Here is a 23477-nt window from a genome sequence, read left to right on the forward strand (position 1 = left end):
TCAGGAGGCGCCGGGCAGGCGGTATACCCGGCGTGCGTTGTGTGCTCCCGCCCACTCCGCCAGGCGCAGCGCGTCCGGCAGGTCCAGTTCGTCGTCGTCCACCCGCTCCTGAAGAAGACCGGCCAGCGCCCGGCGGAAGGACAGCGCGCCCAGACAGTGGAACTCGGCCACACCGTACGCGTCCGAGCTGTACAGGAGTTTGCGGAAGGGCGTGATCTCGAGGGCCTCTTCCAGCACGGCCCGTGCCCGCGCCGGGCCGACGTGGTGCAGGGCGAGGCCCACGTCCAGGTACACCTGCTCGAAGACCGCGGCCAGATGGGCTGCCTGGCGCTGGTAGGGCCAGCAGTGCAGCAGCAGCACCGGGATCGTGCCGGCGGTCATATGCAGCCAGTCGGTGAGGTGGGCGGGGTCCGAGCGGTGCAGCCGGATGTCGTTGTCGCCGAGGCCGACGTGGAGTTGGAGCGGCAGGCCCAGGTCGACGGCCGTCCACAGCAGATGCCGTACGAGCACCGGGTCCGCGAGCCGTCCGGAACCGCCCGCGAGCAGGCGCCGGGCCGCCTCGGTGACCTCCGCGTCGGAGGGGCGCGCCGGGTCCAGGTCGAAGCCGGTGCGGTAGGCGGCCACCGATTTCACGCCGACCACGCCCGGCCGCCGTACCGCCTCCAGCGCGGCCACCCGGAAGCGGTCCGCGTACTCGCCGGGCTCGACCCCCTGCGCCGCCACCTCCTCGGCGACGCTCTCCAGCCGCACGATCTCGTACGCCGTCCCGCCCACGGGCTCCACCAGTTCGGCCGGTGTGGTGAGACGCTCCGGGGCGTACCCGGTGTCCACACAGAACACCTCGGTCCCCGCTGCCGCCAGGAACCGGCGGTGCGCCTCGCCGGGGCCCAGCTCGGCGCGCCGGGCGAGGTAGGCGTCGGGCTGCGCGTGGCGCGGGAGGTCCAGCAGGGGAGCGCAGTGGCGGCGGATCGCGACGCCCACCGGGCTGTCGAAGGTGGAGATCCCGGGCCAGACCCCGCCCTCGGTGATCAGCCTCTCGAAGGCCTGCCGGTCCAGGTCGCCGGTGACCACACCGTGGCAGTGGTGGTCCACCAACGGCAGGGCGTCGAGCGCCTCCTCGACGGGACCGGAGGGCATCTCAGTACTTCCAGCGGTAGGCGGCCGCCACCTGTTCGTCGTCGTACCCCTCGACCGCGGCGATCTCGCCCTGGCGTACGGCGATCACGGCGTCCGCGAGGACCGGCCCGAGCGCGGCCCGCAGCCGCTCGTCCTTGCGGAACTCCTCCACGGCCTCCGGCAGCGAGGCCGGCAGCCGGCGCACACCCCGGGCCGCCGCCTCGGCCTCGCCGAGACGGGCCGGGTCGCCGGTGATCTCCTCCGGGAGGGGCGTGGACGAGGTCAGCCCGTCCAGGCCGGCCGCGATCACGCAGGTCAGCGCGAGGTAGGGGTTGGCGGCCAGGTCGACCGGCTTGACCTCCAGGTTGGCGGCCCGCTCGCGCAGGCCCGCGGTGCCGGTGACGATCCGCACCGCGGCCTCGCGGGTCTCGCGGCCCCAGGCGGTGAACACCCCCGCCCACTGGGAGGGTTTGAGGCGCAGATAGCTGGCGGGGCTCGGCGCGGTGACGGCGGTGAGCGCGGGGAGGTGGGTGAGGACGCCCGCCGCGAAGGACTCGGCCTCGGCGGTCATTCCGTGCCGGCCCTGACCGCCGGAGTGCAGGTTGACGCCGTCGCGCCAGGCGGAGAGATGGATGTGGCCGCCGTTGCCGACGCCCTGCGCGAAGACCGCCGGGGCGAACGACACCACGAGCCCGTGGCGCCCGGCGACCGCCCGGATCGTCTGCCGCACCAGCACGCTGCGGTCGGCGGCGGCCACCGGGTCGAGCGCGCCCACCGAGATCTCGAACTGCCCGGCCGCGTACTCGGGATGGAGTTGCTCGACGTCGACGTCCTGCGCCGCCAGCGCGGCCAGCAGATCGGCGCCGTAGTCGCTCAACTCGACCTGCCGGGCCGCCCCGTAGGCCGGTCCGTGCAGCGCCGGCACGAAGTCCCCGGTGGCGGACGGGCCTTGGCCGACGGCCCATTCGATCTCGATGCCCGCCTCGAAGGACAGCCCGTGCCGTTCGGCGGCCTCGGTGACCAGTCGGCGCAGGACCGTGCGTGAGCACCCCGGATGCGGCTCGCCCTCCTGCGTGATCCGGTCGACCGGCGCCCACGCCCACCCGGGCTGCCCTGCCAGGACGACGAGGTGGTCGAGGTCGGGGTAGAGCCGCAGATCGCCGTCGGGGGAGCCGAGGACGTCCGTGGTGACGATGGAGTCGTTCGCCAGGAAGGTGTCGAACACCGGTGACATGCCGACGCCCCAGGCCGCGGCGGAGGCGAGCTTGGCCGTGGGGATCGTCTTCACCCGGCCGATGCCGGCGGTGTCGACGTAGGACAGCACGATGCCGTGCACGCCCTGCCCGGACAGTTCACCGCTCAGGGCCCTGGCCCGGTCGACGTCGCCGGGGCGGCCGCCGGGGACGGGATCGGCGAGGGTGGTCATACGTCCTCCACGGTCGAGACGTCCGTCAGGGTTTCACGGCCACCGCGCCGTACTGCGGGACCGCGGCGGGGGAGTCCGCGTCGGCGCGCCACCGGGAGCACGACACCAGGCCCGGCTCCAGCAGTTCGAGTCCCTCGAAGAAGGCGGCGATGTCGGTGCCGCTGCGGGCGGTGATGGGCGGGGTGGCGTTCTCGTTCCAGAACCTCATCGCCGCGATCTGCCCCTCGCCGCCGAGTTCCTCGTCGGTGGTCGGGTGGGTGAGGGCCAGGTAGCTGCCGGCGGGGACCGCGGCCATGATCTGGCGGGCGATCTCCCGCGCCTTCTCCGTGTCCAGCACGAAGTTGAGGATGCCGAGCATCATCACCCCGACGGGCTTGGTGAAGTCCAGGGTGGCGGCGGCGCGTTCGACGATGGCGGCCGGGTCGTGGACGTCGGCCTCGATGTAGTCGGTGACGCCCTCGTGGGTGCCGGTCAGCAGGGTGCGGGCGTGCGCGAGCACGATGGGGTCGTTGTCGACGTAGACGATCCGCGCGTCCGGCGCGATGCGCTGGGCGATCTGGTGGGTGTTGTCCGCGGTCGGCAGTCCGGTGCCGATGTCCAGGAACTGCCGTACCCCGCGATCCTCGGCGAGGAACCGCACCGCCCGGCGAAGGAACCAGCGGTCCGCCCGGGCGATCTCCCGGATGATCGGGAACATCCCGGCGACCTGCTCGCCGACCTGCTGGTCGACCTCGTAGTTGTCCTTGCCGCCGATCCAGTAGTTCCACACGCGCGCGTTGTGCGCCACACCGGTGTTCAGCCTGGCCGACCCGCCCGAAGGGGTGTGGCTCTCACTCACGACTCAGCTCCTTATCGCACCGCCCGCGGCTGTCGCCGCCATTGTGCCGCCCGGTGATCACACTGTCCCGGGAATCGGCTGATCAGGCGTGCGGAATCGGCCAGTCGCCGTCCGTCAGCGGGTGCGGCCGGGGCCGGGGGCCGGGGTCTTGCCCGCCTGGACCTGCTTGAGCCGCTGGGCACCCTCCCGGACGGCCAGTTCGAGGGAGTCGTGCGCACCGCCGGCCAGACCGCCGGCGGTGACGGTGATCGCGTCGTTGCCCACGCGGACGGCGGCCACGTCGAGGGTGAGCGTGGCGGGTTCGCCGTTCGTGGTGCCCTGCACCGTCACGTGCAGGCCCTGCCGGGCGTCGCCCTGGGTGGGAACCGAGGCGGTGGTCACCTGGACCGTCCGCTTGCCGCCCTTGGCGTCGGTCGCGGTGAACTGGTCGCACTTGACCGGCAGCGTCTTCATCCAGCCCAGTGCGGCGCTCAGCCGGACGGGGTTGTACGCGGCGACCTGGTACAGCAGCCGGGAGTCGCCCTGCTGGAACCCGGCCAGCGCCGAGGCGCCCGTCGGCTTGCCCAGCAGATCGTCGTCGTAGAGGGCGTCCAGGAGCCGCTGGCAGTCGGCGGCGTTCGTCTTCGCGGTCAGGAAGGCGGCGACGTCGACCTTGCCGACGAGGAGGGTGTCGTCCCAGTGCTCGGCGCCCTTGACCGGGGTCCAGCCGCCCTCCAGGTCCGTCATGGTGATCAGCGCCGCCTGCGCGCCGGCCTGGGTGAGCCGGGCGGCCGGCGTCGAGGTGGCCGCGGACGCCCGGGCGAGGGGCGATGCGCCGAGGTCGGTGGGCGTGGCACCCGCGTCCGCCCTGTCGCCGCCGTCCGAGCAGCCCGCGGTGGTCAGCAGCGCGCCCACGACCAGCGCCTGGGCGAGCACACGGACGGGCCGGGACGGACGTCGGATCATGGCGAAGGCCTCCTGAACGGCGAGCGTGTCGCGTCCAGCGCACCACCCCCCACACCGCCCCACCAGCGCACCGGGCCGGACGGGTGAGCGCGACCCGCCGCCTGCCGGCGCACCGGGCGGGACGGTGGATGCGGTTCACCGTCCACGGGGGCTCCGGGCCGGATGGGTGGGTGCCGTCCGCCGCCCGTGGGGGCTCCGGGCCGGATGGGCGAGTGCCGTCCGCCGCTCACGGGTGCCTGGGGCCGGATGGGTGGGTGCCGTCCGCCGCCCGTGGGGGCTCCGGGCCGGAGGGGTGGGGGCCGTCCCCCGCCCACCGGGCCACCGGGTGGGACAGGTGGGTGCCGTCCGCTGCTCACGGGCGCTCCGGGCGGGATGGGTGGGTGCCGTCCGCTGCTCACGGGCGCTCCGGGCGGGATGGGTGGGTGCCGTCCGCTGCCCACTGGCGCTCCGGGCCGGATGGGTGGGTGCCGTCCGCCGCCCGTGGGGGCTCCGGGCCGGATGGGTGGGTGCGGCCCGCCAATCGTGGGGGCTCCGGGCCGCAGGGGTGGGGGCCGTCCCCCGCCCACCGGGCCACCGGGTGGGACAGGTGGGTGCGACCCGTCGCCCACTGGCGCACCGGGCGGGACGGGTGGGTGCCCTCCGCCACCCGCGGGGGCTCCGGGCGGGACGGGTGGGGGCCGTCCGGCGCCCACCGGCACCCCCGGGCCCGACGGGTGGGTGCGGCTCGCCGCTCACGTGGCTCCGGGCCGGACGGGTGGGTGCCCTCCGTTGCCCACGGGGCTCCGAGTCGGACGGGTGAGTGGCGCGCGCCGCCCACCGGGCGGGATGGGATGGGTGCGGCCCGCCGCCGACCGGGCCACCGGGAGGGACGGGTGGGTGCCACCCGTCGCTCACGGGCGCTCCGGGCCGGACGGGTGGGTGCGGCCCGTCGCCCACCGGCGCACCGGGCCGGACGGTGGGTGGTGTTCGCCGCAACCCGAACGCCGCGCCCCGCATGCCCGGACATCCGTGCGCGGCGACACTGACCCCATGCCGACCCCTCCCACGGAGTGATGCGTGCTCCCCGGATTCCTCGCCCGTGCGGTCCAGTTGCTGCTCGGCCGCCAGGGACGCTCGCTGCACCTGCGGGCGGCCGGCGGCGCCACCGTCGTGCTCGCGGTGGTGATGCTGATCGGCTCCTGGGCCGTCGTCGCCGCCGAGGACGGCGCGCGGCGCGCCAACCTGAGGACGTACCCGCAGGCGCTGTGGTGGTCGATCGAGACGGCGACGACCGTCGGATACGGCGACTTCTACCCGGTGACCCTCGGCGGCCGGATCATCGCCGCCGTCGTGATGATCGTCGGCATCACCACGTACGGCATGGTCACCGCTGCCCTGGCCACCTGGTTCGTCGGACGGGAGCAGCAGCGGCGCCACCATCTCGCCCGCGGCGCCGAGGAGTTGGGCGAGCAGACCGCCCATGCCCTGCACGAACGCTTCGACCGGCTGGAGCGGTTGATGGCGGGGAAGGGCGAACGGGGCTGAAAACGCCCGGGCTACCGGCGAGTACCCCACCCTGTGACGGACGGGACACGTGAGGTAAGGTCCCTGCGGTCTACGGGCGACAGTCGTAAAGGGGGCCACGGAGCCATGGAATCCCACCTGGTCGACATAGGCGGCGCGGCCTCGGGCGAGGCGCGGCTCGAGGAACTCGCCCCGCAGCCGCTGCTGACCCGGGACTACGAGACCCGGCCCGCGCTCGTCTACGAGCGGCTGCGGGACCTGCACGGCCCGGTCGCCCCGGTCGACCTGCTGGGGGTGCCCGCCTGGCTGGTGCTCGGCTACCGCGAGTCGCTCGAGGTGCTCCAGGACGACGCCGCCTGGCCCAAGGGGCTGGAGAACTGGCGCGCCCGCTCCGAGGGCCGGGTGCCCGCCGACTGGCCGCTGGGCCCCTCCCTGGAGGTCAACCACGTCCTGATCCAGGGCGGCCCCGCCTACCCCGCCCTCCGCTCCGCCTGGGACACCGCCCTGCGCCCCTTCCAGGACCCGCGCCAGCCGCAGGCCAAGCGCCTGAGGAACGCCGTCACGGGCTACGCCGACGAGCTGATCAGCCTCCTCGCGCAGGGCGGCCGCACCGGCCACGCGGACCTCTCGGCGCAGTTCTCCCGCCCGCTGCCGCTGATGGCGGCGAGCCATCTGCTGGGCTTCCCCGGCTCCCAGGGCGACGACGCCCTGATGGACATGTGGCGGGTCCTCGACGCGGGACCGGACGCCGAACCCGCCCTGGAACGCCTCCTGGTGACCCTAGGCGACCTCGCCGCCGCCAAGATCGAGAAGCCGGGCGACGACTTCCCCTCCCTCCTGGTCGCCGCCCACCCCGACCTCCCGGTCGACGCGCTGGCCCGGGAACTGTTCATGCTGCTCGGCATGACCTCCGACCACGTCGGCATCCTCATCTCCAACACCGTCGTCGAGGTGATCTCCGGCGACCGGGAGGGCGGGGTGCGCACCGCGCTGTCCGCGGGGATGGTCCGCGAGACCATGAACCGGGTGGTCATGCGAAAGCCGCCGCTGGTCAACTTCGTGCCGCGGTTCGCAGCCGAGGACACCCGGCTCGGCAAGTACACGATCCGCGCCGGAGACCCCGTGTGGGTGTCCTCCGCCGCCGCGCACGCCGACCCGCTGTTCGCCGGGCAGATGACCACGGGCTCCAGCATCAGCAGCCGGGCCCATCTCTCCTGGGGCGCGGGACGTCGCCAGTGCCCCGCGCGCGAGCTGGCCTCCACCATCGCGATGGCCGGAGTGAGCCGCGTCTTCGAACGCTTCGACCATCTGGAACTCGCCCTGCCGGTCGACCAACTCCCCTGGCGTTCCTCGCCGTTCATGCGCGGCCTGCGCTCCCTGCCGGTGCGCTACGACCTCGCCGGGCCGGTGCCGACCCGGCCGCCCGCCCCCGTGGCGGACGTCCCGGCGGTTCCGGGAACCCCCGACGTCCCCGACGCGCCTGCGGTGCCGGACCAGGCGGCCAAGCGGCGGTCCTCGCTGTGGCGGTACCTGGCCGGCCTGATCCGCTCGAACGACTGATCCGCCGGGGCCGACGGTGCGGCTCCACCCTCAGCCCCGGGCCCGGGCGCGCACCTCGGCCGAACACCGTCGCCGTCCCGCCGCTCAACCGAACGGCCGATCCCTACGCATGGAACGGTCGCCCCTGGTGCTGTGAGCGGCCGGGGCTGTTCAATGGTGCTGCACATTCCGCGCCCGAGAGGAGCCGCCGTGTCCCCCGCCGCCGTGCCGCCCGTCGGGGCGCGCATCCGGCAGGCACGCCTGGCCAAGGGCGTCAGCCTGCGGGCCCTCGCGCGGGAGATCGGCGTCTCCGCCAGCCTCGTCTCCCAGATCGAGACCGGCAAGAGCCAGCCCTCGGTGAGCACGCTCTACGCCATCACCACCGCACTGTCGATCTCCGTCGAGGCGCTCTTCGACGCGTACGAGGACCAGGGCGCCCTCGCCCCGGCGGCGACCGCGTCCGCCACCCCCGCCACCGTCCTGCACGCCCTCGCCGCCTTCGCCGCCGACCCCGGCCGCCGCATCGGCCCGCTGGTCACCGGCGATGAGCGCGAGACGCTGGAGCTGGACTCGGGCGTGGTGTGGGAGCGCCTCGGCCATGTCCCCGGCACCGACGTCGACTTCCTGCGGGTGACCTACCGGCCCGGCGGTTCCTCCTCCAGCTCCGGCGGTCTGATGCGGCACGCCGGGACCGAGTACGGCTATCTCGTCTCCGGCGAGCTCGTCCTGACCCTCGGCTTCGACGAGCACACCCTGCGCCCCGGCGACGCCGTCTGCTTCGAGTCGACGACCCCGCACCGTTACCGCAATGATGGAGCTGAGCCGGCCGTCGGCGTCTGGTTCGTGTTCAGCCAGGGTGTTCAGTAACACTTGACAGTCGCGGGCGGCGGTCGTCTACTCCCCAGTGGGGGTGGTCGCCATGGCGATCCGCACATATGGACCCAATGCCGTCGACTGGGAAGAGCGCATCGACCTGGAGCGGCTGCGCAGGCAGCGCCTGGCCCGGCTGAACGACACCCTGAACCGCTCCTCGCTGGGCGCGGTGCTCAGTTTCGACTTCGCCAACATCCGCTACATGACCGCCACGCACATCGGCACCTGGGCGATGGACAAGCTGATCCGCTTCGCCCTGCTGGTGCGCGGCGGCGAGCCGATTGTCTGGGACTTCGGCTCGGCGGCCCGCCACCACCAGCTCTACAACCCGTGGCTGGACTACAGCGACGGCAAGGGCGGGCCGCCCACCGGCGCCCGGGCCGGGATCTCCACCCTGCGCGGCGCCTTCCACCCGGGCGCCGGGATCGCCGAGGACGTGGCCCGCAAGATCGCCACCGAGCTGCGCGAGCACGGCCTCGCGGACGAGCCGCTCGGCATCGACGTCGCCGAGATGCCGGTCCTCGCCGCCCTGCGCGCCGAGGGCATCGACGTCGTCGACGGCCAGCAGGTCTTCCTGGAGGCCCGCCGCACCAAGACCGGCGACGAGATCTCCCTGCTCACCCAGGCCTGCGCGATGGTCGACGCGGCCTATGAGGAGCTTTACGGGTATCTGCGCCCCGGGGTGCGGGAGAACGAGTGCGTCGGACTGGTGAGCAAGGTGCTGTACGACCTCGGCAGCGAGTACGTCGAAGGCGTCAACGCCATCTCCGGCGAGCGCTGTTCACCCCACCCGCACGTCTACAGCGACCGTCTGATCCGCCCCGGCGACCCCGCCTTCTTCGACATCCTGCACAGCCACCTCGGCTACCGCACCTGCTACTACCGCACCTTCGCCGTCGGCAGCGCCTCCCGCGCCCAACGGGACGCGTATGTGCGTTGCCGGGAGTACATGGACCAGGCCATCGCCCTCGTCCGCCCCGGCGCCACCACCGCCGACATCGTCCAGGTCTGGCCGCGCGCCGAGGAGTTCGGCTTCGCCGACGAGACCGCAGCGTTCGCGCTGCAGTACGGCCACGGGGTCGGCCTGTCGATCTGGGAGAAGCCCATCTTCAGCCGGCTGGTCTCCCTCGACCACCCCGAAGTCCTCGAAGAGGGCATGGTGTTCGCCCTGGAGACCTACTGGCCGGCCGCCGACGGCTGGTCCGCGGCACGGATCGAGGAGGAGCTGGTCGTCACCGCCGACGGCTGCGAGGTCATCACCAAGTTCCCGGCCGAGGAACTGCTCGTCGCCGGCCGCAAGTACTGGACGGTCGGCGGCGAACTGAACACCCGGCGCGAGTCCCAGTCCCATCTCAACACCGGGGACCGCTGATGGAAGCGACCGAATGATGGAAGCGACCGAATGATGGAAGCGACCGAATGATGGAAGCGACCGAACTCCTCGCGCTGTACGAGCGGATGGCCCTCATCCGCCGTACGGAGAAGGCCGCGCACGACCTCTTCCTGTCCGGCCTGGTCAAGGGCACGACTCATCTGGCCGCCGGGCACGAGGCGATCGCCGTCGGCGCGAGCGCCGCCCTGCGCCCCGACGACTACGTCTTCGCCACCTACCGCGGCCACCACCACGCCATGGCCCGCGGCGCCACCCCGGAGGAGTGCCTCGCCGAACTCATGAGCCGGGCCACCGGGCTGTGCGGTGCCAAGGGCGGCTCGATGCACCTCACCAAGGCGTCCGCGAACATGCTCGGCTCCTACGCCATCGTCGGCGCCCACCTCCCGATGGCCGTCGGCGCCGCCTGGTCGGCCCGGCTGCGGGGCACCGGACAGCTCGCGGTCGCCTTCTTCGGCGACGGCGCCACCAACATCGGCGCCTTCCACGAGGCGCTCAACCTGGCAGCCGTGTGGAAGCTGCCGGTGCTGTTCGTCTGCGAGAACAACCTCTACATGGAGTACACGCCGATCGCCGACGTCACGGCCGTGCCCCGCCCCGCCGCCGACCGGGCGCCCGCCTACGGCGTCCCCGGCGAGGTCGTCGACGGCAACGACGTCGTCGCCGTCCGGGAGAGTGTGGCCGCCCTCGCCGAGCGGGCCCGTGCGGGAGACGGGCCCGCGATCGTCGAGGCCGAGACCTACCGGCACTTCGGGCACAGCCGCGCCGACCCGGCCACCTACCGCCCGGCCGAGGAGGTCGAACGCTGGCTGAAGCACGACCCGTTGGACCTGGCGCGCGGACGGCTCGCGGAGCTGGGCGTGGACGAGGAGACGCTCACCGCCGCCGACGGACGCGCCCGTGACGCCGTACAGCGGGCGGTCGACGCGGCGAAGAACGCGCCGCCGCCCGATCCGCGCGAGGCGCTGACCGACGTGTGGGCGGACGGAGGTGCGGCATGGCGGACGTGATCACCTACCGCGAGGCCGTCGCCGAGGGCATCGCCCGCGAGATGCGCCGGGACCCGGCCGTGGTCTGCCTCGGGGAGGACATCGCCGAGGCGGGCGGGGTGTTCAAGACGACCGTCGGACTGCTGAAGGAGTTCGGGCCCGAGCGGGTGTGGGACACGCCGATCTCCGAACAGGCCATCGTGGGCGCGGCGATGGGCGCCGCGATGACCGGGATGCGGCCGGTCGCCGAGATCATGTTCTCGGACTTTCTGGCCTGTTGCTGGGACTACCTCGCCAACGAGATACCCAAGGTGCGGTACATGACGGGCGGTCAGGTCACGGTCCCGCTCGTCGTGCGCACCGCCAACGGCGGCGGCCTCGGCTTCGGCGCGCAGCACTCCCAGGCCACCGAGAACTGGGCGCTGACCGTCCCCGGCCTGAAGATCGCGGCCCCCGCCACCCCCGCGGACGTCATCGGCATGATGGCGGCCGCGATCCGCAGCGACGACCCGGTGGTGTTCTTCGAGCACAAGGGGCTGCTGGCGAGCAAGGGTGCCCCGCCGCCGCCCGGCCATGTGGTGGAGCTGGGCCGCGCGGCCGTCGTCCGCGAGGGCGCCGACGTCACCCTGGTCGCCCTCGCCTCGATGGTGCCGTTGGCCCTTGCGGCCGCCTCGCGGCTGGCCGAGGAGGGCATCGACGTCGAGGTCGTCGACCTGCGCTGTCTGATCCCGCTGGACACCGCCACCGTCCTCGCCTCCCTGGGAAAGACCTCGCGGCTGATGACCGTCGAGGAGAACCCGTACCAGGGCGGCTGGGGCGCGACCCTCGTCTCGGTCGTCGCCGACGAGGGGTTCGGGCTGCTGGACGCGCCGGTGCGCCGGATCGCGGCGGAGTGCGTCCCGCTGCCGTTCGCGGACGCCCTGGAAGAACAAGTCGTCCCCACCGTGGACAAGGTCGTGGCGGCCGTCCGGAGCCTCGCCGCGTACTGAACACCCCTGAGGAGGAAGCGCGATGACCGATCGGACACTCCTTCGCGCCGGGCACGTCATCTCGATGGACCCCGCCGTCGGGGATCTGCCGCGGGGGGACGTCCTCATCGAGGACGGGGAGATCGCCGCCGTACAGCCGGAGATCAGCGCCGACGCCGAGGTGCTCGACATGACCGGCAGGATCGTGATCCCCGGGTTCGTCGACACCCACCGCCACACCTGGGAGGCGTCGATCCGGGGAGTCGCCCCCGACGCCACCCTGGACGACTACTTCGTCGACATCCTCGACACCTTCGCCCCGCTCTACACCCCCGAGGACGTGTACGCGGGCAATTTCGCCGGCGCACTGGAATGCCTCAACGCCGGGATCACCACCCTCGTCGACTGGTCCCACATCAACAACACCCCCGAGCACCCGGACGCGGCGATCCAGGCCCTCACCGAGACCGGCATCCGGGCCCAGTACGCGTACGGCAGCGCCAACACCTCCCTCGCCGAGTACTGGTTCGAGAGCAAGATCGCGATTCCGGGCGACGACGTCCGCCGGATCCGCGCCAAGTACTTCGCCTCCGACGAGGGTCTGCTCACCATGGCCCTGGCCACCCGCGGCCCCGGCTTCTGCCTGAACGACGTCGTCACCTCCGAATGGGCCCTCGCCCGCGAACTGGACATCCCGATCACCGTGCACGTGGCGATGGGCCGCCTGGCCGGCCGCTTCGGCATGGTGAAGCAGCTGAACGACCTCGGTCTGCTCGGCCCGGACACCACCTACATCCACTGCTGCTACCTCCACGAGGACGAGTGGCGGATGGTCGCCGACAGCGGCGGCACGGTGTCCGTCGCACCGCAGGTGGAGACCCAGATGGGGCACGGCTGGCCGCCCGTGATGAAGGCGATCGAGTACGGCCTGCGGCCCTCCCTGAGCATCGACGTCGTCACCACGGTCCCCGGCGACATGTTCACCCAGATCCGCGCGGCCTTCGGCGCCGAGCGGGCCCGGGTCAACGCGGACTGCTGGCAGGCCAACATGCCGGTCCCGAGCACGATGTTGACGGCACGTCAGATGCTGGAGATCGCGACGAGCAACGGCGCGCATGTCGCGGGACTGGAACAGCGCACCGGTTCCCTGACCCCCGGCAAGCGCGCCGACGTCGTCGCCCTCGATGCCACCGCCCTGAACGTCGCGCCGGTGCACGACCCGGCCGCCGCGGTGACCCTGTCGGCCGATGTCTCCAACGTCGACCTGGTCATGGTCGACGGTGTGATCCGCAAGCGCGACGGCAGGCTGACGGCCGACGTGGCGCGGGCCCGGCGGCTGGTCGAGGAGTCGCGTGACCGGCTGCTGGCCGCGAAGGAGGCGAAGAAGACGGCATGACACGGCACTTGGTGCGCCGGGCCGCCGACCTGCCCACACCGCTCTTCGACCGGCTCGACCACCGGCGGACGACGCTGGTGGGCGAGGAGGACGGCAGCGTGCACACCGGCTTCGGGCTGAACGAACTGCGGCCCGGCGGCCGGGTGCGGGCCCATGTCCACTCGTACGAGGAGAGCTTCCACCTCCTCGACGGAACCGTGATCCTCGACCTGCCCGAGGGCTCGTACCTGCTTCAGGAGGGCGACTACGGACTGCTGCCGACCGGCGTCCCGCACGCCTGGCGCGGCGCCGGGGACACGGTCGCCCGCTGGGCGGACATGCTGGCGCCGGTCCCACGGGCCCGCTACGGGTACGACACCCAGACCGTGCCCGAACTGCCCGCGCGCGACCCCGTCCGCGTCGACGTCCGCGACCCGCGCACCCGCCTCTTCGGTCACTTCGAGCCCGCCCAGATGGACCCGGGCAAGCAGTCGCAGGACCTCCTCGCGGTCTCGGCGAGCATGCGCACCGCCCTGCTCGTCTACAGCGGCATCACCGTGAAGATGATGGTCGACAGCGACCTCGGCGCGGTCGCCTCGACGATGTTCATGGTCCAGTACGCCCCGGACGGGGTCGCCGGCACGCACGACCACCCCTTCGAGGAGACGTACTTCTTCCTGGAGGGGGAGGCCGAGGCGGTGTTCGACGGAGAGATCCACCGGCTCGGTCCCGGCGACTGCGCCTGGGCGGGCGCCGGTTGTGTGCACGGCTTCTCCAACACCGGTGTGGGACCGCTGCGTTGGCTGGAGACCCAGGCACCGCAGCCGCCGCCCCGCCACTCGTACCGGTTCACCCGGGACTGGGAGTATCTGAGGGAGGCCCTGGAGTCATGAGCAGTGTGCTCGTCGTGGGCGGTACGTCGGGCATCGGCCGCGAGTTCGCCCGGGTCCGCGCCGAGCGGGGCGACGAGGTCGTCCTCACCGGCCGGGACGCCGAGCGGGCCGCCACGGTCGCGAAGGAGACCGGCGCGCGCGGTCTCGCCCTCGACCTGTCCCGGCCGCGCGAGATCGCCGAGGCGCTGGCTGACGTCGGCCGCGTCGACCACCTGGTCCTCGCGGGCGTCTCCCGGGACGAGAACCGGGCCACCGACTACGACATCACCGCGGCCCTGCGCCTGGTCACCCTCAAACTGGTCGGCTACACCGAGGTCGTGCACGTGGTGCGGCCCCGGATGACAGACGACAGCGCCATCGTGATCTTCGGCGGCCAGGCCAAGGAGCGCCCCTATCCGGGCGCGACGACGGTGGCCACGGTCAACGCGGGCGTACGGGGCCTGGTGAACACCCTCGCCGTCGAACTGGCGCCCGTCCGCGTCAACGCGATCCACCCCGGTGTGGTCGGCGACAGCCCGTACTGGAAGGCCAAGCCCGCGGAAGTGCTGGCCGCGCTGCGCGCCAAGACCCCGACCGGACGGCTGGCGACCATGGCGGACGTCGTGGACGCCGTCGACTTCCTGCTGCGCAACCGGTCGGTCAACGCGGTGGAGTTGAGCGTGGACGGGGGGTGGCTGCTCGGATGACCGGCACCACGCCCACTGCCCACGTGACCCGCACCGAGCCGGCGGTCGCCGTGACCCGCTCCGGGCCGGCGGTCGCGGTGATCGGCACCGGCCGGATGGGCACCGCCATGGCCGTCCGGCTGCGGGCGGCCGGCTTCCCGGTCACGGCGTACAACCGCACCCGCGCCAAGGCCGAGGCCACCGGGGCTGCCGTCGCCGCCACACCCCGCGAGGCCGCCGCCGCGGCGGACGTCGTCCTCGTCTCGCTGGCCGACGACAGCGCCGTCACCGAGGCGTACGGCGGTCCCGACGGCATCGCCGCCGGTGTCCGTGCCGGCACGGTGGTGGTGGACACCAGCACGGTGGCGCCGGACACGGTGACGGCGCTGGAGCCCTTGGTCGGGAAGGCGGGCGGAACCCTTCTGGACGCCCACGTCTCCGGCAGCGTCGGCGTCGTCGAGCAGGGCGCGCTGACGGTCATGGTCGGGGGTGACACCTCGGCCCTGGAGCGGGCCCGTCCCGTGCTGGACGTGCTGGCGTCCCATGTCGTCCCCCTGGGACCCGTCGGCACCGGTGCCGCGATGAAGCTGGCGGTCAACTCCCTTCTCATGGGCCTGAACCAGGCCCTCGCCGAGGCGCTCGTCCTGGCCGAGCGGGCGGGGGTCCCCCGGGAGTCGGCGTACGAGGTGTTCGCCTCGGGCGCCGCCGGGGCGCCGTTCGTGCGCTACAAGAAGGACGCGTATCTGCGTCCGGGCGGCACCCCGGTCGCCTTCACCCTCGACCTCGTCGCCAAGGACCTCGACCTGGCTCTCGCCCTGGCCGAGCGCGTGGGAGCGCGGGTGCAACAGGCCGCCGTCAACCGGAAGCTGGTGGGGGAGGCCGTCGAGAAGGGGTTCGGCGAGCGGGACCTGAGCGCGCTCGCCGACTTCCTGCGCGGCGGCCTCAGCGCTTGACGCCCACGCCTCCGTACAGCGGCACCGGGCCCTCGCCGTCCGGAGTCTCGTCCACCGCGAGCTCGGGGCGCCAGTCCACCAGGGAGACGATGCCGGGGTCGACGAGCTCGAGTCCCTTGAAGAATCCGGCGGTCTCGTCCTGGGACCGGGCCACCAGGGTCACCCCGCCCGCCGCGTACGCCTCGACGCCCCGGCGCACCCGCTCCGGCTCGAAGTCGGCGGTCAGGGCGGACAGCACCAGGAAGCTGCCCGGCGCGAGGGCGTCGACGAGGGTGCCCACCAGGTCGTAGGCGCCGTCCTCGTCCGCGACGAAGTGCATCAGGGCGATCAGCGACAGGGCGACCGGGCGGCCGAAGTCCAGGACCCGGGCCGCCCGTTCGAGGATCGTGGCCGGATCGCGGGCGTCGGCCTGGAGGTACTCCGTCACACCTTCCGGAGTGCCGTGCAGCAGGGCCTCGGCGTGGGCGAGGACGATGGGGTCGTTGTCGACGTAGACGACGCGGGCGTCCGGCACGCCGCGCTGGGCGATCTGGTGGAGGTTGGGCCGGGTGGGGATGCCCGTGCCGATGTCGAGGTACTGGCGGATTCCCGACTGCTCGGCGAGCAGCCGCGTGGCCCGCCGCATGAACCGGCGGTTGGCCCGCGCCGCCCTGGGGGCACCGCTCTCGATCGAGATGATCTGCCGGCCCAGCTCCTCGTCGACCGGGTAGTTGTCCTTGCCGCCGAGGAACCAGTCATAGACCCGGGCCGGGTGCGGCCTGGTGGTGTCGATGCGCTGGGCGGCCGGCTCGGTCCCCGTCACGTACTGCTCCTCTGCTCGCGTCGTCCGACGGACGTTCGAGCAGTCTGGCACGATCACGCGGCGCGACGGAGACTGTCTTCGGCCACCTCCTTGTCCAGCGCGGCCCGCACCAACGCGACGGCCAGAACGGCCGGTTGGGTGTCCCCGGCCAGCTTCACGAGCCGGTCGGGATCCTTCGGCAGCCCCAGCCGCTCCGCTCCGTCGAGCGCCTTGCGGTCCAGGTACGGTCCCACTTCCGGCCACACCCGCTGGACCTCGCGCAGGAAGATGTCCGCGCCGGCCGGCCCGATACCGGGTATCTCCCGCAGCAGCCGCCGCAGTTCACCGACGTCGCCGTCCGCCTCCTCGCGCATCCGGCGCAGATCACCGCCCCAGCGGTCGAGCAACAGCTCTGCTCCCTCGCCGAGTTGGGTGGCGGTGCGCTCGTCGTAGCGCCGGTAGCCGCCCCGGCCCAGCGCGTCGACCCGCTCCTGCCAGTCGGCCTCGGCGGTCCGCCGCGGATCGCGCAGCCCGGCCCGGGACAGCTCCCGGGCCGTGGCGACGGCGATCGACCCGCGGATACGGGCGCTGAGCAGCAGCGCGAGAACCAGCAGCCGGTACAGCGGCTGCGGGGTGTTCCGCAGTGTGATGCCCGCCTCCTCGGCGAACGTCCGCCCGTGCGCGCCCACCAGTTCCCGCACCAGACGCCGTTGGTCGGTCATGGCCTGAGCGGGTCGTGCCCGAGCGACATCAGCAGGTGCCGGCGGCGGGTGTCCTCCGGCTCCGGCTCGTTCTCCACGTCCGTCTGCGCGGTCACGGTGTCCACCACCTCGTACATCACCTGGATGTCGTCCTCGGTGAGGTCGGTGCGCCGCTTCTGCAGGATCGCGAGGACGTGCTGTCCGGTCGGCGAACCCGCGTGCTCGGGCAGCGGTTCGGGGCTCTCGTCGGCGTCGCTCACCCGCAGCCAGGCGGCGAGCTCCTGTGAGGTCATGTTCACGACGCGGTGGAAGTCCTCCCACAGCGCGTCGAGTTCGAGGGCGTCGGTCATCACGTCCCCTTTCCGTACGTATGTGTTCGACCGCCCCGCTCAGTCCTCGCGGGGGAAGTTCTCGGCCGCGAACATCCACCGCTGCTTCTCCAGGTCGGCGGTGATGGCGATCAGCAGGTCCTGGGTGACCGGATCCGGCTCCTCGGTCGCGGCGATCCGCTCGCGCAGCCGTCCGATGGCCGCCTCCAGCGAATCCACGACCAGCTGCACGACCTCGGTGTCGCGCTGCCAGCCGTCCTTGGAGCCCGGCAGCGTGTAGGACGCGGCGATCGTCTCCGGCCGGCCGTCGGGCGGCAGGCCCAGGGCGGCGGACCGCTCCGCCACCGTGTCGGCGTAGGTGCGTGCCGTGTCCACGACCTCGTCGAGCTGCAGATGGATCGAACGGAAGCGCGGGCCCACGATGTTCCAGTGCGCCTGCTTGCCGATCAGTGAGAGCCCGAGGAGATCCACGAGTGTGCTCTGCAGCGCCTCACCGGCGACCTCGCGGGCCGGCTCGGGCAGCGTGCTCTTCACCACGGTCATACGGTGCTTCTCCTTCTGGCGTCGGTCGTGCCGGTACGGAGCAGTGCGAGGCGTTCGTCCTCGTGGGTGCCGCCCCAGACCCCCGAGAGCTGCCCGCTGCCGAGCGCGTAGTCGAGGCACTCGACGGCCACCGGGCAGCGGGCGCAGACACGTTTGGCGGCGGCGATGTCCCGCAGCGCCGGTCCTTCGGTGCCGACGGGGAAGAACAGCTCGGGGTCCTCACCCACGCAGGCCGCCCTGCGCAACCACTCCATGCGGGCGCGGGTGCCCCGGGGCATGCGCAGCAAACGCCGCGTATGTCCGTCTCAGCCCTTGATCACGCCGTCCAGGAAACGGACGAGTTCCGCGAAGACCTCGGCCCTGTTCGTCTCGTGGAACACCTCGTGGCGGGCGCCCGGGAAGACCCGCTCGGTGAGGTCGCCGCCGCTCAGCCGCTCGACCCCGATCCGGCTCCCGGCGAGCGGTACCAGCCGGTCGTCGTCGCCGTGCAGCCACAGCACCGGCAGCCGGCCGACGTCACCGCCCTCGGCCACCCGCTGGAGCGTGCGCGCGAACGCCTCCACGGTCGGCCGCTTCATCGGTCCGTGCCACACCAGCGGATCCGCCGCGTACGCCGCTCCCACCGCCGGGTCCCGGGACAGCGCGGACGGGCTGATCGGCGCGTCCGGGATCTCGTCGAGCGCCAGCAGCCGCCCCGGCAGCTCCCAGGCCCCGATCACCGGCCCGGACAGCACGAGGGCGGCGAGCTCGTCGCCGTACCGCTGGGCGTACCGGGCGGCGATCAGCCCGCCCATCGAGTGCCCCACCAGCACGAGGGGCAGCCCGGGGTACGCGCCCCGGGCCAGCTCGGCCACCGCGTGCAGGTCACCGACGACGTCCTCGAAGTCCTCGACCAGCACCCGCTCGCCGGCCGACTTCCCGTGCCCGAGATGATCGGGTCCGAAGACGGCGGCCCCGTGCCGCCCGAGTACCCCGGCCGGCTCCTCGTACCGCCCGATGTGCTCCCCGTAGCCGTGCGCGATCAGCGCCAGGTACCGGGGCCGCTCATGGGGCCGCTCATGGGGCCACTCACGGGCGACGAGGGCGCCCCGGCTCCCGGCCAGGACGTGCTCGCGGGCATTGGCCATGTCTCCTCCAGCTGACGGGGCAGGGTGCCCGTCCTCATCGGCGGCATCGAACGTCGGGTGCCAACCAGCGAGACGGTACTTACCGCACCGGTTGTCTGCACATAGCATCGGTCCCCGCATGAACACGATGACGCTCTGGCACATATCCGGCTGGGGGTTCGCCGCCCTCGCCTGCGCCGCCCTCCTCGTCGGCTTCTCCAAGACTGCCGTGAGCGGCGCCAACACGGTCAGCCTCGCCATCTTCGCCGCGGTGCTGCCCGCCCGGGCCTCCACCGGCGTCCTGCTGCCCATCCTGATCGTCGGCGACGTCCTGGCCGTCCTCACCTACCGCCGGCACGCCCACTGGCCCACCCTCTGGCGTCTGTTCCCCGCGGTCGCCGCGGGCGTGGTCGTCGGCACACTGTTCCTGGTGTGGGCCGACGACCAGGTCGTACGGACGTCGATCGGCGCGATCCTGCTGCTCATGGCGGGGGTGACGGTGTGGCGGCGACGCACGGCGGAGACCGAGGACGAACCGGACTCGGTGAGCACCCGCACCGGCCGTCTCAAGGCCCGCTCCTACGGCGTCCTCGGCGGCTTCACCACGATGGTCGCCAACGCGGGCGGCCCGGTGATGTCGATGTACCTGCTCTCCGCCGGCTTCCGCAAGCTCGGCTTCCTGGGGACGTCGGCGTTCTTCTTCCTGATCGTCAACGTCTCCAAGGTCCCCTTCAGTGCCGGTCTCGGCCTGATCGACGGCCACTCGCTGCTCCTGGACGCCGCGCTCGCCGTGTTCGTCGTGCCCGGCGCGTTGATCGGCAAATGGGCTGTGAACCGCATCAACCAGCGCCTTTTCGAGCAACTCGTGATCGCGGCGACGGTCGTCGGCGGCCTCCAGCTGCTCCTGCGCTGACCCGGGAATGCGGCGTGGGCCGGTGCTGTTACACCGCATGTGATTGACATGCCTGGATCAAAGGTCCGGGGCATGGGCGAAGGGAGGACCTCATGGCACGCAGTACCGCGCGCCCCGTCGTCAAGCTGAAGTCGACGGCCGGAACCGGTGTCACCTACGTGACCCGCAAGAACCGCAGGAACGACCCCGACCGGCTTGTCCTGCGCAAGTACGACCCGGTGGCCGGCGCGCACGTCGAGTTCCGCGAGGAGCGCTGAACCAGCCGGAGCGGGCCCGCACCGTCGGGCCCGCGGTTCCCGAGGAGGTAACCCCGTGAAGCCCCGCATCCATCCCGACTCGCGGCTCGTGGTCTTCCGCGACCGCGCCGCGGACGCCGCGTTCCTGACCCGTTCCACCGCCGACTCGTCCCGGACGATCGAGTGGGAGGACGGCAACACCTATCCCCTGATCGACGTCGAGATCTCGTCGGCGTCCCACCCCTTCTACACCGGCAGGGCGCGCGTCCTGGACAGCGCCGGCCGAGTCGAACGCTTCGAGCGCCGCTACGGCCGTACCGCCGCGGCCCGCGCCTGACGCGCCCGACGAGCGACACGAGGAGGACAGTTCCATGAAGGTGCGCAAGTCCCTGCGTTCCCTGAAGGCCAGGCCCGGCGCCCAGGTGGTGCGCCGACGCGGTGTGGTCTACGTGATCAACAAGAAGGAGCCGCGCTTCAAGGCCCGCCAGGGCTGACGCGGACTTCCCGCACAGGACGGCCGTCCGGCACCAGCGCCGGGCGGCCGTTCCGCGTCCCCCGGCCATCTCGTACGCTCCCTCCCATGTCCCCCCACGTCCTCGTCCTGGGCGGCACCACCGAGGCCCGCGAACTGGCCGCCGTCCTCGCCGCACGGCCCGGTGTACGCGTCACCACCTCGCTCGCCGGGCGGGTGAGCCGGCCGGGCGCGCTGGCCGGGGAGGTACGGGTCGGCGGGTTCGGCGGGGCGGAGGGGCTCGCCGAGTGGCTGCGGGAGCAGCGGGTGGACGCGCTGGTCGACGCCACGCACCCGTTCGCCGGGACGATCACCGCGAACGCCGCGCGGGCCGCGGCGGCCACCGGAGTGCCCGCCGTCGTGCTGCGCCGCCCGGGCTGGCGGCCGGCCCCCGGCGACCACTGGCACCCGGTCCCGTCCCTGGCGGCCGCCGCCGACCTGCTGCCCCGCCTCGGCCGCCGGATCTTCCTGACCACCGGACGTCTGGGTCTCGCGACCTTCGCGCACCTGGGCGACCTGCACTTCGTCGTACGCTCGGTGGAACCGCCCGAGCCGCCTCTGCCGCCGCACACCGAAGTACTGCTGGGCCGCGGCCCGTTCACCGTGGCCGACGAGACCACGCTCCTGCGTGAGTACCTGATCGACGTCCTGGTCACGAAGGACAGCGGGGGAGCGGCGACGGCGGCGAAACTCACGGCCGCCCGTGAACTCGCGCTGCCCGTCGTGGTCGTACGACGCCCCCCGCTGCCGGACGGCGTCACTCCCGTGCCCGACGTGGCCGCCGCCCTCGACCGGCTGGACCTCAGCCTGTCGTGACGGACGCCCGCATACGGTCGATCGTGCGCAGCACCTCGGCGCGGTTCTTGGCGTTCTTGATCCAGGTGGGAAGCCGCGCGACCAGCGTCATCTTCGGCCCGGTTTCGTACCAGGGTGCCCGCTCCCTCAGGTCGGCGGCGACGAACCGCCGGATGAGGTCGAGGTGTCCGAGGTTGTACGCCCACAGCTCACCGTGCCTGGTGCCGGCCCGCAGCCACAGCGGCGGCCGGTGGCAGGCTCGGCTCGCGCGCGCCGCCGGGCAGGCGGGGCCGGTGTCGATCCGGCTCAGACCACAGGACCGGCAGACCACACGCCGCTCCGGGTACCTCACCCCACGGGCGTCGGGCGTGCGGCCCGGCCGCCGCTCGAAGTGGGCGACGCGGTCGCAGCGCGGGCAGCGGACGAGCAGCGACGCGCTGAAGTGGTACACCGTGCTGCACGGGTCGCGGAACCGGACGGGTGAGGCGGACATGCGCCGAGTATGACCACCGCCGCGTCCGCGCGGCACATGGTTTTCCGGTGCCGCCGGGCGCGCGGCGCCGGGCGACGGTGTCCGACGTCAAACTCAGCTCCCGCTGCCCCGCCTAACGCTCCCCGGGATGTCTGCGCAGCAGATACGTGTCCATGATCCAGCCCTTGCGCTCCCGGGCCTCGGCGCGCAGCCGCTCGATGCGTGGTGCGGCCTCGGCGATCGGGCCGGAGGCGAGGATCTCGTCGGGGGTGCCTATGTAGGCGCCCCAGTAGATGTCGATGTCCTGGTCCGCGTACTGCCGGAAGGTCTGGTGGGCGTCCAGCATCACCACCACGTCGTCCACCCCCTCCGGGAAGCCCTCGGCGAGCCGTCGCCCCGTGGTGATCTGGACGGGCCGGGCGACCCGGTTGAGCCCGGTCCGGTGGCGGGCGACCAGCGCCGAGACGCTGCTGATGCCGGGCACGACGTCGAACGTGAAATCGACCGCGCCCCGCTCCAGCACCTCCTCGAGGATCCCGATCGTGCTGTCGTACAGCGCGGGATCCCCCCACACCAGGAACGCCCCGGTCTCCTCCTCGCCCAGCTCGTCGGCGATCAGCCGCTCGTAGATGCCGGCCCGGGCGCTGCGCCAGTCACCGACGGCGGGGGAGTAGGCCGCGCCGCCCGCCGTACGGTCCCGGTCCGGGTCCCGCGCCTCGACCACCCGGTACGACGTCCCGTCCGGCAGGTGTGCCTCCAGCATGTCCCGGCGCAGCTGTGTCAGGTCGCTCTTCACCTCGCCCTTGTCCAGGACGAAGAACACGTCCGTGTCACGCAGCGCCCGGACCGCCTGCAGGGTCAGCTGGTCGGGGTCGCCCGCGCCGATACCGATGACATGAATCTTTCGCACGCCCCGAGTCTGCCGCACACCACTGACAACGGGGACACCGCCTCCGCCCCGGTGACCAGGAGGGACGGCGCCCTGCCACGGGACAGCCCCGAGGCCGGGGTCAGCCGCGGAGCCGGGGTGATTGCGCCGCCGCGTCGACGAGTTCACCGCCCCGCTCGACGGCCTCTGCCAGCTCCCGGGCCCAGCCCGCCAGAGACGCCAGATCCATCCCGTACGGCTCCGGCTGCCCCGCACCCGCCGCCCACTCCTCCACGGCGTCGGCACCGCGCCGCAGCAGCCGGGGACCGCCCGTGCGATTGCCCCGGGCGGAGTGGGTGAGCCCGACCGCGAGCTGCGCGAGCCCCCGCCACAGCTGCCGTTCCTCCTCCGGCCCCGACTTCCAGGCGTCCTCGAACACCTCGTGCGCGTGGAACGGCTTCCCCGCGTCCAGCAGCTCCTGCGCCTCGGCGACGGTCTGCGGCGGAGTCCGTACGACTCCCTCCGGCTGCCGCTGCACCCCGGCCGCGCCGTACGGCAGGGGCCGCCCCAGCCCGTCCCGCGGCCGGGCGTTGCGGGCCCGGCCCTCCCTGTCCCGGTCCCGTCCCGTCACCGACCGCCCTGCGGATGCGCTGCCCATACGCCGATTGTGCCGCGCCCCACGGCCCGCTTCGGGGCCGCCCCCGTCGTGGGGTAAAGTGCTGTTCGCGTGATCACGCGGTTCACCGCGC

28 protein-coding genes are annotated in these 23477 nt (G+C 72.9%); 15 read left to right on the forward strand and 13 right to left on the reverse strand.

The window, feature by feature from the left end; genetic code table 11:
* The 4 genes from ACWCQ1_RS33780 to ACWCQ1_RS33795 form a co-directional block, all read right to left on the reverse strand.
* A complete protein-coding gene (locus tag ACWCQ1_RS33780; protein WP_358597252.1) occupies window positions 1–1137 on the reverse strand; it encodes an amidohydrolase family protein in 1137 nt (378 codons plus the stop codon).
* 1 nt (window position 1138) lies between these two features.
* Window positions 1139–2542 carry a glutamine synthetase family protein gene (locus tag ACWCQ1_RS33785; RefSeq protein ID WP_451028094.1) on the reverse strand — a complete coding sequence of 468 codons (1404 nt, stop codon included), beginning with the start codon at window positions 2540–2542 and terminating at the stop codon, window positions 1139–1141.
* A 25-nt stretch (window positions 2543–2567) separates the two neighbouring features.
* Window positions 2568–3380, reverse strand: a complete 813-nt coding sequence (locus ACWCQ1_RS33790; RefSeq protein ID WP_358597258.1) for an SAM-dependent methyltransferase — start codon at window positions 3378–3380, stop codon at window positions 2568–2570.
* Window positions 3381–3494: 114 nt separating this feature from the next.
* Entirely contained in the window at window positions 3495–4325 is an 831-nt protein-coding gene (locus ACWCQ1_RS33795; RefSeq protein WP_451028095.1) for a hypothetical protein, read from the reverse strand.
* A gap of 1056 nt (window positions 4326–5381) precedes the next feature.
* On the opposite strand from ACWCQ1_RS33795, the gene ACWCQ1_RS33800 reads away from it, so the two are divergent.
* The 10 genes from ACWCQ1_RS33800 to ACWCQ1_RS33845 all read left to right on the forward strand — a co-directional run bounded on the left by ACWCQ1_RS33800 (window position 5382) and on the right by ACWCQ1_RS33845 (window position 15473).
* A complete protein-coding gene (locus tag ACWCQ1_RS33800) occupies window positions 5382–5849 on the forward strand; it encodes a potassium channel family protein (RefSeq protein ID WP_451028096.1) in 468 nt (155 codons plus the stop codon).
* Between the two features lie 105 nt (window positions 5850–5954).
* Window positions 5955–7388 (forward strand): cytochrome, encoded by a 1434-nt coding sequence (locus ACWCQ1_RS33805; RefSeq protein ID WP_451028097.1) that lies wholly within the window; start codon window positions 5955–5957, stop codon window positions 7386–7388.
* Between the two features lie 189 nt (window positions 7389–7577).
* On the forward strand, window positions 7578–8234 hold the full coding sequence (locus tag ACWCQ1_RS33810) for a helix-turn-helix domain-containing protein (protein ID WP_358597270.1): 657 nt from the start codon (window positions 7578–7580) through the stop codon (window positions 8232–8234).
* A 52-nt stretch (window positions 8235–8286) separates the two neighbouring features.
* Window positions 8287–9612, forward strand: a complete 1326-nt coding sequence (locus ACWCQ1_RS33815) for a M24 family metallopeptidase (RefSeq protein WP_358597273.1) — start codon at window positions 8287–8289, stop codon at window positions 9610–9612.
* Window positions 9613–9662: 50 nt separating this feature from the next.
* Window positions 9663–10640 carry a thiamine pyrophosphate-dependent dehydrogenase E1 component subunit alpha gene (locus ACWCQ1_RS33820; protein ID WP_133048143.1) on the forward strand — a complete coding sequence of 326 codons (978 nt, stop codon included), beginning with the start codon at window positions 9663–9665 and terminating at the stop codon, window positions 10638–10640.
* Window positions 10628–11608 (forward strand): alpha-ketoacid dehydrogenase subunit beta, encoded by a 981-nt coding sequence (locus tag ACWCQ1_RS33825; RefSeq protein WP_358597276.1) that lies wholly within the window; start codon window positions 10628–10630, stop codon window positions 11606–11608. Before ACWCQ1_RS33820 ends, ACWCQ1_RS33825 begins: the two co-directional genes overlap by 13 nt.
* A 22-nt stretch (window positions 11609–11630) precedes the next feature.
* Window positions 11631–12983 carry an amidohydrolase family protein gene (locus ACWCQ1_RS33830; RefSeq protein ID WP_451028098.1) on the forward strand — a complete coding sequence of 451 codons (1353 nt, stop codon included), beginning with the start codon at window positions 11631–11633 and terminating at the stop codon, window positions 12981–12983.
* Complete coding sequence (locus tag ACWCQ1_RS33835) at window positions 12980–13855, forward strand: cupin domain-containing protein (RefSeq protein ID WP_133048050.1); 876 nt, start codon at window positions 12980–12982, stop codon at window positions 13853–13855. The genes ACWCQ1_RS33830 and ACWCQ1_RS33835 overlap by 4 nt, the downstream gene beginning before the upstream one ends.
* On the forward strand, window positions 13852–14541 hold the full coding sequence (locus ACWCQ1_RS33840; RefSeq protein WP_133048049.1) for an SDR family NAD(P)-dependent oxidoreductase: 690 nt from the start codon (window positions 13852–13854) through the stop codon (window positions 14539–14541). The genes ACWCQ1_RS33835 and ACWCQ1_RS33840 overlap by 4 nt, the downstream gene beginning before the upstream one ends.
* Complete coding sequence (locus ACWCQ1_RS33845; RefSeq protein WP_358597283.1) at window positions 14538–15473, forward strand: NAD(P)-dependent oxidoreductase; 936 nt, start codon at window positions 14538–14540, stop codon at window positions 15471–15473. Before ACWCQ1_RS33840 ends, ACWCQ1_RS33845 begins: the two co-directional genes overlap by 4 nt.
* Here ACWCQ1_RS33845 and ACWCQ1_RS33850 read toward each other — a convergent pair.
* Genes ACWCQ1_RS33850 through ACWCQ1_RS33875 form a run of 6 tightly spaced genes read right to left on the reverse strand, consistent with a single transcriptional unit; the run spans window position 15463 to window position 18954 of the window.
* Window positions 15463–16275, reverse strand: coding sequence for an SAM-dependent methyltransferase (locus ACWCQ1_RS33850; protein ID WP_451028099.1), 813 nt, complete (start codon window positions 16273–16275; stop codon window positions 15463–15465). The genes ACWCQ1_RS33845 and ACWCQ1_RS33850 overlap by 11 nt on opposite strands.
* Before the next feature lie 53 nt (window positions 16276–16328).
* On the reverse strand, window positions 16329–16976 hold the full coding sequence (locus ACWCQ1_RS33855; protein ID WP_133048046.1) for an endonuclease: 648 nt from the start codon (window positions 16974–16976) through the stop codon (window positions 16329–16331).
* Entirely contained in the window at window positions 16973–17305 is a 333-nt protein-coding gene (locus ACWCQ1_RS33860) for a DUF3140 domain-containing protein (RefSeq protein WP_451028100.1), read from the reverse strand. The genes ACWCQ1_RS33855 and ACWCQ1_RS33860 overlap by 4 nt, the downstream gene beginning before the upstream one ends.
* Window positions 17306–17344: 39 nt before the next feature.
* The gene (locus ACWCQ1_RS33865; RefSeq protein ID WP_133048044.1) at window positions 17345–17827 is read right to left on the reverse strand and encodes a Dps family protein; all 483 of its coding nucleotides are present in this window, start codon (window positions 17825–17827) and stop codon (window positions 17345–17347) included.
* On the reverse strand, window positions 17824–18105 hold the full coding sequence (locus ACWCQ1_RS33870) for a WhiB family transcriptional regulator (protein WP_358597290.1): 282 nt from the start codon (window positions 18103–18105) through the stop codon (window positions 17824–17826). The genes ACWCQ1_RS33865 and ACWCQ1_RS33870 overlap by 4 nt, the downstream gene beginning before the upstream one ends.
* A gap of 27 nt (window positions 18106–18132) precedes the next feature.
* On the reverse strand, window positions 18133–18954 hold the full coding sequence (locus ACWCQ1_RS33875; RefSeq protein ID WP_451028101.1) for an alpha/beta hydrolase: 822 nt from the start codon (window positions 18952–18954) through the stop codon (window positions 18133–18135).
* Between the two features lie 118 nt (window positions 18955–19072).
* Between ACWCQ1_RS33875 and ACWCQ1_RS33880 the strand changes: the two genes are divergently transcribed.
* The 5 genes from ACWCQ1_RS33880 (at window position 19073) to ACWCQ1_RS33900 (ending at window position 21409) form a co-directional block, all read left to right on the forward strand.
* Complete coding sequence (locus ACWCQ1_RS33880) at window positions 19073–19846, forward strand: sulfite exporter TauE/SafE family protein (RefSeq protein ID WP_451028102.1); 774 nt, start codon at window positions 19073–19075, stop codon at window positions 19844–19846.
* 92 nt (window positions 19847–19938) lie between these two features.
* Window positions 19939–20103 carry a 50S ribosomal protein L33 gene (rpmG, locus tag ACWCQ1_RS33885; protein WP_133048041.1) on the forward strand — a complete coding sequence of 55 codons (165 nt, stop codon included), beginning with the start codon at window positions 19939–19941 and terminating at the stop codon, window positions 20101–20103.
* A 55-nt stretch (window positions 20104–20158) separates the two neighbouring features.
* The gene (locus tag ACWCQ1_RS33890; protein WP_133048040.1) at window positions 20159–20419 is read left to right on the forward strand and encodes a type B 50S ribosomal protein L31; all 261 of its coding nucleotides are present in this window, start codon (window positions 20159–20161) and stop codon (window positions 20417–20419) included.
* Window positions 20420–20453: 34 nt separating this feature from the next.
* Window positions 20454–20576: a type B 50S ribosomal protein L36 gene (gene ykgO / locus ACWCQ1_RS33895; protein ID WP_133048039.1), complete on the forward strand. Its 123-nt coding sequence runs from the start codon at window positions 20454–20456 to the stop codon at window positions 20574–20576.
* An 86-nt stretch (window positions 20577–20662) separates the two neighbouring features.
* On the forward strand, window positions 20663–21409 hold the full coding sequence (locus ACWCQ1_RS33900; RefSeq protein WP_451028103.1) for a cobalt-precorrin-6A reductase: 747 nt from the start codon (window positions 20663–20665) through the stop codon (window positions 21407–21409).
* Here the strand turns inward: ACWCQ1_RS33900 and ACWCQ1_RS33905 are convergent.
* The 3 genes from ACWCQ1_RS33905 to ACWCQ1_RS33915 all read right to left on the reverse strand — a co-directional run bounded on the left by ACWCQ1_RS33905 (window position 21396) and on the right by ACWCQ1_RS33915 (window position 23386).
* Window positions 21396–21881 (reverse strand): hypothetical protein, encoded by a 486-nt coding sequence (locus ACWCQ1_RS33905; RefSeq protein WP_451028104.1) that lies wholly within the window; start codon window positions 21879–21881, stop codon window positions 21396–21398. The two genes, ACWCQ1_RS33900 and ACWCQ1_RS33905, sit on opposite strands and share 14 nt — an antisense overlap.
* 112 nt (window positions 21882–21993) lie before the next feature.
* Complete coding sequence (gene cobF, locus ACWCQ1_RS33910; protein ID WP_451028105.1) at window positions 21994–22770, reverse strand: precorrin-6A synthase (deacetylating); 777 nt, start codon at window positions 22768–22770, stop codon at window positions 21994–21996.
* 100 nt (window positions 22771–22870) lie between these two features.
* On the reverse strand, window positions 22871–23386 hold the full coding sequence (locus ACWCQ1_RS33915) for a DUF309 domain-containing protein (RefSeq protein WP_451028106.1): 516 nt from the start codon (window positions 23384–23386) through the stop codon (window positions 22871–22873).
* Between the last annotated feature and the right edge of the window lie 91 nt (window positions 23387–23477).

The sequence above is a fragment of the Streptomyces sp. NPDC002144 genome (assembly GCF_053593695.1).